General features: G+C 47.1%; 10 protein-coding genes. 2 read left to right on the forward strand and 8 right to left on the reverse strand.

All coding sequences use genetic code 11. The annotated features are described in order from the left end of the window. Positions 1–7: 7 nt before the first annotated feature. From ACJJIK_RS16460 to ACJJIK_RS16495, 8 genes are all read right to left on the reverse strand, one after another. The gene (locus tag ACJJIK_RS16460) at positions 8–529 is read right to left on the reverse strand and encodes a DUF6795 domain-containing protein (RefSeq protein WP_444929366.1); all 522 of its coding nucleotides are present in this window, start codon (positions 527–529) and stop codon (positions 8–10) included. Positions 530–571: 42 nt separating this feature from the next. Then, positions 572–973 (reverse strand): DUF6795 domain-containing protein, encoded by a 402-nt coding sequence (locus ACJJIK_RS16465; RefSeq protein ID WP_444929367.1) that lies wholly within the window; start codon positions 971–973, stop codon positions 572–574. A 322-nt stretch (positions 974–1,295) separates the two neighbouring features. Then, positions 1,296–2,450, reverse strand: coding sequence for a lipase family protein (locus ACJJIK_RS16470; protein WP_444943360.1), 1,155 nt, complete (start codon positions 2,448–2,450; stop codon positions 1,296–1,298). Between the two features lie 26 nt (positions 2,451–2,476). Further along, positions 2,477–2,953 (reverse strand): DUF6795 domain-containing protein, encoded by a 477-nt coding sequence (locus ACJJIK_RS16475; RefSeq protein WP_444929369.1) that lies wholly within the window; start codon positions 2,951–2,953, stop codon positions 2,477–2,479. An 812-nt stretch (positions 2,954–3,765) separates the two neighbouring features. Then, positions 3,766–4,059, reverse strand: a complete 294-nt coding sequence (locus tag ACJJIK_RS16480) for a PAAR domain-containing protein (protein WP_444929370.1) — start codon at positions 4,057–4,059, stop codon at positions 3,766–3,768. A 3-nt stretch (positions 4,060–4,062) separates the two neighbouring features. Then, the gene (locus tag ACJJIK_RS16485; protein WP_444929371.1) at positions 4,063–4,641 is read right to left on the reverse strand and encodes a DUF6931 family protein; all 579 of its coding nucleotides are present in this window, start codon (positions 4,639–4,641) and stop codon (positions 4,063–4,065) included. A 13-nt stretch (positions 4,642–4,654) separates the two neighbouring features. Beyond that, positions 4,655–6,562, reverse strand: coding sequence for a type VI secretion system Vgr family protein (locus tag ACJJIK_RS16490; RefSeq protein ID WP_444929372.1), 1,908 nt, complete (start codon positions 6,560–6,562; stop codon positions 4,655–4,657). Between the two features lie 162 nt (positions 6,563–6,724). Further along, positions 6,725–7,213 carry an Hcp family type VI secretion system effector gene (locus ACJJIK_RS16495; RefSeq protein ID WP_444929373.1) on the reverse strand — a complete coding sequence of 163 codons (489 nt, stop codon included), beginning with the start codon at positions 7,211–7,213 and terminating at the stop codon, positions 6,725–6,727. 851 nt (positions 7,214–8,064) lie between these two features. Here ACJJIK_RS16495 and ACJJIK_RS16500 point away from each other — a divergent pair. Together ACJJIK_RS16500 and ACJJIK_RS16505 are read left to right on the forward strand one after the other, a co-directional pair. Beyond that, entirely contained in the window at positions 8,065–10,680 is a 2,616-nt protein-coding gene (locus tag ACJJIK_RS16500) for a bifunctional serine/threonine-protein kinase/formylglycine-generating enzyme family protein (RefSeq protein ID WP_444943361.1), read from the forward strand. 133 nt (positions 10,681–10,813) lie between these two features. Further along, positions 10,814–12,733, forward strand: a complete 1,920-nt coding sequence (locus ACJJIK_RS16505; RefSeq protein ID WP_444929375.1) for a ShlB/FhaC/HecB family hemolysin secretion/activation protein — start codon at positions 10,814–10,816, stop codon at positions 12,731–12,733. Positions 12,734–12,751: the final 18 nt, after the last annotated feature.

Genomic DNA, 12,751 nt, shown 5'->3' on the forward strand with positions numbered 1-12,751 from the left:
TTTGAATTTAATTAAACTGGCATGAGGTTAGTAAGGCGGAGCCGAAAACTTCTTCTAATCTGGTTTTATCTGTTAGCTCACAAGTGAGGTTAAGTGGCTTTCCAGTTTCAGAGTTTTTGTTGGGATTTCTTTTTGCGTAAACCCAGACTTCGTAGGTTTTATTTTCATAATTAACGTCAATGGCTTGAGAAGCTACAAACTCAATTGGCAGTATCTGTGTCAGAGAGTTTGAGAATTTAGCAGGAAGAATGGCAAAGCCTTCTTTATCTGCTGTAAAGGTATCTACCCACTCTTGTTTCCATTCTATTGAGCGTATAATTTCTGCTCCTGCTGCGGGCTCACCATTTAGGGTTAGTTTGATTTTTATTTCTGAAAATATGCAAGCTTTAAAGGGGTTGAATGGTGCCATAGCATTGGTTTCTTCAGGTAGTATGCTGATTAATAAAGAAGATATCATAAGTAATTTGAGGCTATATTTTTTTGTGCACACTAAATATTCTCTAATTGCTCTGGCTAAGTTGGTTGTCATTTTCCAGATTCTATAGTGTGTTTAGGAGTTGAATGCAGGTGTTTAATTAAATTGGCATGAGGTTAATAAGAGGGACCCGAAGACTTCTTCCAGTCTTTGTTTGTCGGTTAGCTCGCAGGTTAGGTTAAGTGGTTTTCCCGTTTCGGAATTTTCGGCGGGATTTCTTTTTGCATAAATCCAGATTTCATAATCTTTGTCCTTATAGCTAACGTTAATGGTCTGAGAAGCGATAAACTCTATTGGCAATATCTGTGTTAATGAGTTTGAAAACTTAGGCGGAAGAACAACGACCCCATCTTTATCTGATGTAAAGGTATCTATCCACTCTTTTTTCCATCGGATTGAGCGTTTAATCTTGGCACCTGATATGGGTTCTCCATTAAAAGTTAGCTTGATTTTCATTTCTGAAAACGTGTAAGCTTTAAAGGGGTTAAATGAGATCATAGCGTAAGACCCTCTAAATGACGCAAGAGTTAATATAAAAGATATTGCAAGTAATCTAAATGTATAGTTTTTCACGCTGAAAATATTATGGTTATTCTGTCAAGGGTGTTTTTATTTGATTGGTTATATTTTTCAAATCTAAGTTTTATTGATTTTATTGCGAAGCTACTGTTTTGAATAGGTTTTTAATATTCATCAGTATGGGGCAATTACCCTGTAGAGCAGGGAAAAGTAGATTAGCCCAGCAGTGACTTTGATGAAGTGTCATTGCTGGACTAGGTACCACTGATAACATACTTATAGAAATAACTTTAACGCTTAACTATTGATTTGGCCTGCCAGCCTTCATCACTAAGTCGGATACTGCACGGTGTATACGTAAAAATATCATGCGTATAAAGGATACGGTCATATCTGCGCCCTCTACAACAGCCAAGCCGATTAGCTGTGCTAATCTACGAATAAGTCGCAAGACCCAGAAAGAGATATCTTCACTAATCTGATAGGCCTTATTCATGAATATTGCAAGCCTATCGAGAAGGGTGAAAGCAGTCCCGCCGGTTACTACGAGTGAAATCCCTGCGAGGTTTGTAATTTTCTTGAGCACCCAGAGTAGTGCTTCACCAGCCATCCATGCGGCATTCATCGTTAGGGAGAGGTGATTATCAGATTTTAACCATGCTTCGATACTTTTATCTAGATTGCCTTTGGGTTTTCTAAGTTTTATGCCATCCCAGTCTAAGCTGGTTCCATTGGGAGAAACCGAGGTGATGTAGGTTGTACTGCTGTGGTTTGTTCCGGGATTGAGGCTGGGAGTTGGCAGCTCAAAGTCCCCAGTGCCGCCATTTGGTATATGGATAAATGGCCAGGTGGGTACCATGGGTACAGGATCCGCACGATGATAAACACGATAAATGTTTTCGGCTTTGAGTTTTCGTTTACAGTTGCTAGAAAAGTGGTCAAGCCCTACTCGTGGGCTACCAAATGTATACAGTTTTATCGACTTGCCTGTGTGCGATGACAGCCAGTCTGCGGCAAGAGTGGCTAGTGCTCCACCAAGACTGTGTCCTACACAGTGGATAGTGTGAATGTCGTTTGGAAGGTTACGTGCGAAGTTTTCCAGTTTTGGTAAAAAAGATTCAAAGGTATAAAAAAATCCCTGGTGAACGGAACCTCCAGTATGAAATCTTCTCACGCCGGCATTTAGGTCGGTTAACAAGTCATATAAACTGTCAGTGCCAAGTATGCTTACAAAGGCTTGTCCTTTATATTGTTTTTTTCCTGATAGAACTATTCCTCTAGTATCTGTGCTTTTTATTATAGCGAGTGCACCGGCCTCCCCATCAAATTTTCCGGATAACTCTTTATCAATTTCAAAATCATCCTTGTAGACTTCAAAAAACAACTCCCGGGTATTGGGTTCTTTTACTAAGTAAGTATCTGCAGCAAGCTTGGCGCTGTATTTTGGGCTAAGCATAGTGTTGTCATCCTTGTGTTTTTATTTTAAATAAACTTACAAGAAGTTTTTAGATATGAATCGAAAACTTCCTCTAATTTGAGTTCATCTGATAGTTCGCATGTTAAGTCAAAAGGTTTGCCGTCAAGTTCTGAGTTTTCTTCTGGGTGTCTCTTTGCATATACCCATATCTTGTATGATTGGTCGTTATATTCGACTGTAATTTTTTGTGCGGATACAAACTCCACTGGTAGGACTTGAGTTAAGGAATTTGAGAATTTGGCGGGGAGAATCGCAATTCCTTCTTCATCTGAAGTGAAAGTATCTATCCATTCTTTTTGCCATTGTATTGATCTTGTGATCTCGGCTCCTGATGCAGGTTCGCCATTTAGGGTTAACTTGATTTTCATTTCTGAAAATGTACAAGCTTTAAATGGGTTAAATGAAGCCATAGCGCTAGTTCCTCCTGATGATATGGCAGTTAATAATAAAAATACTGAAAATAGTTTAAATTTTTTGTACATATTGAAATCTCTCTTGATTTATCTTCTGAATTGGCAGGGTTCTTTCACCTATACTTGCAGGCTTGATTTTTGTATTGATTTGAAGCGTATAGAATGTATGTTTTGCTGGTGTTTATATTCTTGCTCTAGACTGTTGATCTTTTGAGTGAATTTTTTGTGATTTGGTTGCAGGTTTATACGAGTACCTTGCTGCTTTTGCGTTGATTCTTCTCTCTATTTTTACATGGCTTTTCTTGAGCTTTTATAGGGTTCTTGATTTTTATTAAGGCTCTCCAAAGGAGGGGGTTATGGTTCGTCTATATTTATATTTCTTCTTGGTCGATTAAGTTGGTTGTTTTTATTTTTATCAGGCTTGAGCTTTATTGTTCTGGGTAGGCTTAAAGCTTTCACATAGAGTGAAAGCCTAGTCATTGCGACTCCCTAAATAATGCTGCAGGCCCTGAAGCGGCTACAGTTATTGCGTTGTAGCTCTTGCAAAGGGTTAAGGCTATTCGCGGCGAGCTATACCGAATATCTTAATCTATAAGGCTTACAGAGATATTGCAGAGTTATTCTGAGGCTTTTAGCCCGGATTACTTACCGGGCACTCGGTTGTAATCTCGCAAGAGAGATTTCTCTGTGCGTTAATTTTTATTTAAAAATTTTATTTTATAGTCGTTATCTTTACTTGGAGTAAGTGCTGTGGCGGAGTAATGCACTTTAAAAAGATAAACAGGTTATTGTAAGTATCAGATTATCTTATCCAGATAAGGCCGGTCTTAACTTGTCGGTGCCGGCATACCGTATTTAGCCAATGGTAAGGCGGATTTATTTTATCCGCCGATCAATACCGTTGGGTAGCCAACAACGATTTTCCCGCCATGGCCTGTTGTATCTCCCATTCGTGCCGCAGGCTTTTTTTGTAGCATTACGGTTGTACTTCCCATGGCAACACTATCCGGCGGTCCTACACAGGTGCATGTGCTGCCCACGGTTGCTGCTGGCATTCCACCGATAATAACAGTGGGGGCTCCAGGGCTGACTATAGGGCCACCTACGTGGGGGACAGTACCGGTGACCATTGGGCACACATGCATATCAGTGATACGGGAAGCTGGTTTACCCATAGTTTATCCCTCAATCCTGCCATTTCCGCCGCGAGCCAAGTCGAGACCTTGCTCCATGTAGCGCATAAATCTTTTATTTGGGTCAACGGGGTCGGATAATGCCGCAGCCAGAGTAACGCTGCCGGCAACGGCGTGTGCGTAGAGGTGTTCGGGAGGTTCTATCACGGGTTCGCCCTCAGAGGCTAGGCTTCCATGGCACCAGCTGGCTGCTGTAGCTGCCCAGCTTGCAGGTGTTTTATGCTTGGTTTTGTCACCGAACAGTTTACAGCGCAAGCGAGCTTCTTCACTGGGTTTTTTTGCCCAGGTTTCCGCCGCATTAAGTGCATTTACATTGTCTTCGTCAGTTTCTGGGCTCTGGATATCCCGAGCTGCGAGGCAGGCCCACCACACGGCTTCCCGCTTGGGGAGCCCGTGAGCCAGCAGCTTGATCGCATCTGGAAATAGGCCGGCATCCATAAGGCGATTTATACTGACTTCTGGCGCTGTATCTAGTACTAAATATTCTTCGGCCTCGTCACTAACTTCAAAATTTTTGAGTAGCTCATCCGCTGTTAGTGCTTCTACCTTAATGAGGTCCGTCATTGATATACCCGCATCAATTAATCATGGTGATGCCGCCTTTCAGCGTCAGTGTACCGCCACCTTTGACTTCCGCAGTGGCATCTCCCGCGCAAGAAAGTGTCAAACCTTTGATGGTAATGCCCTGCGGAGTTAGCTTAATACTGCTGCTGCCTACCTTCAACTCGATTGAGGTATTGGAGGAAATTTTAATCGCCCCCATAACATCAGTAGTTTGAGTACCTTGGCTGACTTTGAGTTTATGGTTTCCTGATCCGATAGTAACAGTTTGATGACCTTGATTAACATTGAGTTTCTGGTCGCCCTTTGCAACGGTAACAACCTCATTGCCATCGGTAACTGTAATTGTCCGGTCTTGTTTAACTTCCAGAGTTTGTTTGTTCTCTATCTTGCCATTCTGATCATTATGGATGAGGAAGTTATGGTCTTTGCCCGCCTCCATATAGACTTCTTCACTGCCGCCTTTATCATCAAAGCGGAGCTCATTGAAGGCGCTGTTCTCATACTCGGTTTTCCAACCGCTTTGAGTTGCGGTGTAGTTCGGGCCTGGATTATCACCGTTGTATACGGCTCCGGTGATTAATGGCCTATCCGGGTCACCATTAATATAAGTGACGACAACTTCCTGGTTTATCCTGGGAACAAAATTTGCCCCCCAGTTTTTTCCGGCAAATGATTGCATCACCCGTACCCAGCAGCTGTTTTGTTGTGAATTCCAAGGGAACTGCACTTTGATTTGGGTATAGGGGTCCTGGGAGCTATCTGCGGTGGTTGCCTTAACCTCAAGGACGCGTGCGACTTGAGGGGAGTGGACCTTCTTGGCAAATAGCGAGGGCTCAGGTCTTGGTGTTACTGATGCGGGGATGCAGTTAAAGGTATTGTGGAAGTGGGTACTTTTATTATTGCCGTCTGTTGCAGAGATACTGACGGAAGTAATCAGGTACTTTCCTTTTTCCGAGGAGAGCGTATGGTCAAAGTCAAAACGGCCACCAGCGGCAAAAGAGGGGCAGTCGCTGCGCCCATGGCTTACATCAAATAGGGCTTCTTGCGCCTCCATTGAGCGCTCGGCCAACGCTTTATGGTAGCTATCGGTGAATTTATGCTTATGCTCACCATCTACTTGGAAATGGTTCAGCCCATAAATACCACGGACGTAATTGCTGACATCATTTAGCTGACTGGTAGTTTTAACCTGCTGCTTATTGTCTTTGGTTGCAGTGAACTCACAATAATCTTTCAGCTCAAAACCGCCACCGTGATAGTTGAAATTTCTCTGCCAACTGCTCACGGTATTTTTGGTTGGATGGCTGCCATCGCCGTCGTATTCTATTTGCTCACTGGTACAGTCATAGAAGTCCTGGCTGTCATCGCAAAGAATCAGTTCGTGTTGCCCACTTGAGTGTTTGAAGTAGTACGAGATACCTTCTTCAGACATAAGGCGATTGATGAACTCGAAATCGCTTTCATCAAATTGTACACAGTATTCACGAGTTATATATTCAGCATTTAATTTAACGCTTAACTTAATAACCTTACTGTATTCGCCTAAGACTTCTTCAAGAATCTGCTTTGCAGATTTCTTTTCAAAAATTCTGTTGGAGCCGCCGAGGGTGGTAAACCAAAGACCAGGTTGAACTATCGCACTATAACTGCGCACCCCTTCAGCATTTACGTCGCGCAGAGATAGCTGCGTAACATAGCCATTAATGTAACGAGGGGTTTCTGAGTGATGTATGGATATGGTGAGGGCTTTGCCGACGATATCATTCTGGCTAATGGCGTGATCGTCAGATAGGAGTTGCAGGTCGTAGCGGAAGGGCTTGGAGATATACTCCTCACCCTGAAGGCTTGTGGCGATCACTGCATCAGTGCCGAGCGGGCTGTCGACCTTAATCAGTCTTTGGTCTTGATTTAATGTAGTCATGGGCAGCCCCTACTATCCCTACGGTGCCTTTAAGAATAGTACTTGTTGTTTTGTGTTCAGTTGTTTAGCTGAAGGCTCCGTAAGCACTCAGCTAAAGAACTGCTAAATAATGGCCTGCGGAAGTTCGCAGGCCATTGTGCATGCAGATCAGACCGTGCAGGCTTACAGCGGCTTGGCTGTTTCCAGGTCGTACCCAACGCGCATGCTGGCTGGGTTTTTGTTGGTCTTGTCTGCGTGGTTGAGTTCCGCTTCGATTTTAGCGTAGCTCAGGGAGATGGACTCAGCGGGAGGACCACCAGCAGAACCGGACATGCTGTAGGAGGAAATCAGAGTGTTTTCCAGTTTGTAAACAGCGTACTTCTCTACGGAGTTAGCACCGGTTTGTACTACGTGGATCTCAACGGTAACGCCTTCGTCACCGGTAACGGAAGACTTGAACAGGCCGCCGGAAGCCGCGTCCAAACGCTTGCTGAAGCTAACTTCGCTCAGGCTTGGGCGGGTAGCTTCGCGGTTTGACATAGCGCCAGCTTCCATGGTAATGCCACGACCAACGCCGAAGTTGAAGTTGTCGATTTCGATCCAGTCTTCGTAGCCGGAAGCAGTAACATTGCCTTTGATGGCCTTGTTGTTGTAATTCATGTAAACAGCCATGGGGTGTCCCTCATTGGTTGGTGTGTAATATTGGTGGTTAATCCTTTACCACCGCGATTTGCAGTAGTTCAGGTTGTCGTCGCGGTGGCAACTGAGGTGATTTAAACAAAGAGAGAGATAAAAACAAACTAATTTTCTCGTTATTTAATCGACTCTGGCACTAATTTCGAGTGGCGTCCCTAGGCAGTTACGAATTATAGCCATTTGCCTTATTTGACTCTGACCCCATTTTTTTATTCACAAAAACGATTAAATCTCTAATAGGGACAAATGTGCAGATCTGGTCATGGATATTGATTGACAGATAGATATCGATTTGAAAACATCCAGTAATATGCTTTTGCTGAGATAGCCTTGTAATAATATGTAATTTAGCCCTGTAACGGCCTAATCCCTAGTGGTTACGGGTGTTGCTTTGGTATATTGGCTGGATGGCATGTTAAGGCAAAATTATTTGAATACTGATTTATTGTTGCCGCAAAGGCTGTTCGATATACTTTGCTCCCTATATTTATTGCCTTATCCATTAGGGAGGCTCTGAACGATTCCGTAATATCTCTGTAGGCCTTGAAGGCTACAGATGTTGGGCGCAGCTTGCAGTGAATGGCCGCAGTCCTTTGCAGGGGCTTTATTCAGCAGTTATAGCTTTCCGGGCCCGCCCTTAGGGGCTTGCGGAGTACCCGCCCCCTGCATTGCGACCTTTAGGTCCACACTCCTGCGAAGCCGCACCCTGATTGCAGGTTGTCCTGCAAGTCAGAGGCGTTACGGAATTATTCAGGGGCTCTTTATGGATTTATAACAGAGCTTTTGCGGACTTGGATATGTCGTAATGGCTTCCCATGGAGGCGGAATTGAACGATAAGACGCGCATTGTCCGGCCGAGTGACGCTTCGCCGGATTCGGGTCACTCAAGTGCTGGACTGACAGAAGACGGTGATATAACGGTTGTTGTCCAGCAGGATAAGACCGGGGCCAATGATCACCCCCCGATTAGAGGCGCTCAGCCGGTAATTCCCTCGGCTGCCGCTGACTTTAGCTCAGATGCTACGGTTTTTGCGCCCTCGCTCAAAAGGCTGGATGATCGCTCGGGAACCGGTGAGGGGCTGGACCTGGGCCCTGTGGAATCGGCTTTTCTGTCCGAGCCCTTTGAGTCCACTGAAGCAAATGCCGTGACCAAAACGGTTATCAAGGGGCGGTTTGAGCTCGATAAGCTTTTGGGTGTGGGGGGTATGGGAGCGGTTTATAAAGCTCTCGATCGCCGCAAGCTGGAAGCCAATGACAGTGAGCCCTATGTTGCTATCAAGCTGCTGAATGACGATTTTCAGAAGCACCCCGATGCCTTTATCTCCCTCCAGCGGGAAGCGCGCAAGTCGCAAACACTGGCTCACCCCAATATTGTAACGGTCTACGATTTTGACCGCGATGGCGATCGCGTATTTATGACAATGGAGTTCCTGGAGGGGGCTCCTTTGGACAAGTTGTTGCGCGATCACGCCGATGTGGGGCTGGAGCCGGAGCGCGCCCGCTCGGTGTTTTGGGATATCTCCCAGGCACTGATATATGCCCACTCCCACAAGATCGTCCACTCGGACTTTAAGCCGGGCAATATCTTTGTCACCAATAAGAAGGGGGCAAAAGTATTTGATTTCGGTATTGCCCGAGCCGTTTCCGAGGGGGGAATCGCGAGTAAGGCCGGTGAAACCACCATATTTGATGCGGGCACACTCGGCGCCCTCACCCCGGCCTATGCCAGCCTGGAGATGCTCAAAGGGGCTGAGCCGGCGCCCAGTGACGATGTATATGCACTGGGCTGTGTTGCCTATGAGCTTTTCTGTGGGCGCCACCCCTATGACAAAACACCGGCAGACAAGGCCTTAGAGAAAGGCCTGCGGCCCAAGCGAATCAAGGGTCTTAACCGCCGACAGTGGCGGGCACTCGAGTCGGCGCTTGAACTGAAGCGGGAGAACCGCACCAGTACCGTTGATAAATTTGTCCAGGCGTTCTTTGTCAGCCATGCCTGGAAGTGGGTGCTCGGCAGTGCATTTGTTATGGTTTTGGGCGGGGCCGTTGTGGGTTATGGCCACTTACAGCAGCAAAACGCAGTGGAGCAGGAGCGGGTTAGGGTCGAGCTTGAGCGCAAGCACGAACAGGAGCTTTTGGCCCGGCGCATCGCCGATAAGAAAGAGGCCATCACCCGCCTGATTGGTTTGAGTATATTGACCCCGGCTTGGGAGCGGGACCTGCAGCTGGAGCTGGAGGAGTACGCCAAGTTGAACCCCTCCGACGAAGAGTTCATCGACGCTTCCCGACGCCAGGTTTCAGAGCTCTTCCTGGCAGCGGCAACGGGTCAGCTAAACCTGGGTAACCTTGACCAAGCAGACGTAATGCTTGCAGGCGTTGCCAACTGGTATGGCGAGTCTAAAGAAGCTGAGGCGATCAAGTCGCAGCTGGCGAATGACAGAGAGAATCTGCGTGCTCGCCTTGAGGCTGAACGCATCGCCGAAGAGCGGGAAGCTGAGCGCATCCGTCTGGCTGAAGAGCGGGCGGAGCGTCGCCGCCTGGAGGCACTGAAGCAGCAGCAAATTGATGCGGTGCTCGATGATATGGAAGTGGCGCTCAACTGTAGCTTTTCTATCAGTGCCAGCGCAGTCGGATCACAGTTGTCCCGCTTAGCGAGTCTGGACAGTACAAAAGCCCTGAAGATACGCCCTGTAGTGGGTGAAGAGCTGCTCAATTGCGCATCGAATCTCGGTGCTAAAGACCCGGTTCAGACCGAAGGCCTCGTCGATCAGTTCAGGGCCCTACTGCCCGCCTATCAGCCACTGAAGGACTTTAAGCTGGATTTCTGTGGCCACCTGGTACCCGGCAGTGGCCGGCGAGGTGATCGCTACACCTGCCGCGACCGCCTTGTGGACGGCCGCAAAGGCCCGGCAATGGTTGTTATTAAAGGTGTGAGCGGCAGGCCTTTGGCTGTGGGCAAGTATGAGGTTAGCAGTACCGAATTGGCACAATTCTGCCAGATAGCGGGCCAGTGCGGTGAGGAGACCCCGGCGGCTTCGGATCTGCCGGCCAACAATCTGTCCCTGGCGACCGCAGAGGCCTATCTAGGCTGGCTCAGTGAAGAGACTGGTTATCGCTACCGCCTGCCCTCTGAGCAGGAGTGGTTTGCCGCCGCCAATGCCAGGGGTGAGGACGAAGTAGCGGATCGAAATTGCCACTTGAGTTATGGCGGTATCGAGAAGGGAGCTGAGCTGGTTCCCGCCAAGGCCGGATCTTCCAATGGCTTTGGACTGCTCAATGCCGTCGGCAATGTCCAGGAGTGGGGTTTTGGTACAGATGGAGAGTTGCTCGCTCTTGGGGGCAGTCGGATTGACCCGATGAGCCGCTGCCTGACAACAACCAAGAAGCTCCATAGCGGCCAGCCCGATGAGCTGACAGGTTTCCGCATTGTTAGAGATGTTAACTAGGTTAAATAATTGCCAGTGAATATCGTTACGATAATCAAGCTGGTTCGATTTAGATTGAGATTTAGAGAGTAAAACTGGGGGAGATATGCTTAGGCTAGAAAAGAGTAAGCTAGCATTGTTTATAGGTGCTGGCTTGCTTGTATCGCAAGTGCCGGCGTTTGCCCAGGAGGATGGGTCCAGTTTTCGCAGCCGTGTTAGGGAGGCCTTTAATCAGGATACTGCGACTATTAATGAAGTTGATGTAACTGAAGATTTCCTGCAGCGCACTTACGAAGCTGAAGACCCTAACTTAAATACTGAAATCCCCGAGATTGCTGAGCGCAATCAGGGGCCGCGAATCACGGTAAAAGAATTTAGGTTTCACCGTTTGGAGGAATACCCCGAGTTTGGTATTTCCCGAGAAACTGTCGAGAGTATGGCAGAAGAGCTTCGGGTGAAATTTATGAAAGAGGATCAAATCCTCGCTAGTGGCTATACCGTAGACAATCTGGAAGAGTTAGCGGTACTGCTAGGTGCCATGAATGCCCAGTTTAATCCGGGCGGCTTGGGCCCGGCGGAACTGAGAAAACTTGTCGGCGTTATTGAAAAGCAAAATGAAGAGCGCGGGTTAAGCTATGGTGATCTCGAGGAGATCGCCGCCGAGCTGACCAGCTTTTATCGTCGCCAGGGGCTTTTCCTGGCCCAGGTACAAATCCCTGCCCAAGACGTAGAAGACGGAGTGGTTACCTTAACGGTACAAGAGGGATTGTTGGGTCAGGTTGTTGCAGAGGATAACGAAAAGTATACCGAGGAAAAACTTGCTGAACCCTTTGATAGCCAGCGCGGCCAGCTGGTAAATCATGAAAATATCGAAGAGGGGCTGTATCTACTCAATGACCTGCCGGGCTTAAATGTTACCGGGTACTTTAGTGCCGGTGATAATCCCGGAGAAACCAAGCTTAACCTAAAAACACGGGAGTCGGGCTCCTGGCGCGCTACTTTTAGGGCGGATAACCACGGCTCGCTTTATACCGGTAGTGAAAGGATTTATACAACCGTCGATTGGTTAAATCCGCTGGGTTTCGGTGATGCTTTAACCCTGGGTTATTTGAAATCCAACCCTGAGTCGGATGATGATTACGGCTCGGATCTCGCTCAGTTAAGATATAGTTTCCCCCTGTTCGGCCCTCGCACACGCTTGGAAATATCAGCCGATCATAATACGTTTAATCTGTACGACGAGACCGGTGAAAACGTTGCAATTAATGCGCTGGGAATTTCTGGTGTCAATAAAAATTATGCTATTTCACTGGATCATAAGTTTCGGCGCTCGCGGGACTTTAATTTTACCGGCTCCTTTGGGTTAACGGAAAAGGAATCAGATCTCGAAGGTATTGTTGAATTCGACAATGACCACGTCTATGGCGGAGAGGTCGGTGTGTATATGGACAGCCTGTCCAACGGTTTCCTTTCCATGCTCAATACATTGAGTGCTACCGCACAGTACGGGAAACACCAGAATCTGAGCGTAGACGAAGAGGGCAGAGGGGAAGATTTCAATAAATTGGCAATTAATTCCAGCTCATTGATATTCCTGCCGATGCCCTTTACCGACGATCACTCCAGGCTGATCCTGAAGGGCCGAGCACAATATAGTGAGAGTAATCTACCGGGATTCGAGCAACTGTCGCTCGGTGGTGCCAATGGTGTGCGCGCCTTCTCTGCCAGGGACTTTTCTGCGGATATGGGTGCAGTTCTCTCCGCAGAGTGGTATGTCAATTTCCCCGAGTTTATGAATCCCATTGTGTTTAATCAGCGCTTAAATGACCTGTTCCAGGTGGCTCTGATTGCGGATGTCGGCTACGGCTATGTGAATAACTATGAAGAAGATTTAGAGGACGATTGGGCGCGATTCTCCGGCGGCGGCATGCTGTTTAAGATGAACTGGAGTGACAGCTTCTCGAGTAAAGTCTCGGTTGCCTGGCCCATTATGTCGAGCTCCTCGATAGCAAATACAGCAGTTGGTGAAGATGAGCCCACGGTCTACGCTGACTTCTCTATTTTTTATAACTGAATAAATATTTTTTCCCGA

It is taken from the genome of Microbulbifer regidiadema (SeqCode), from assembly GCF_052466995.1.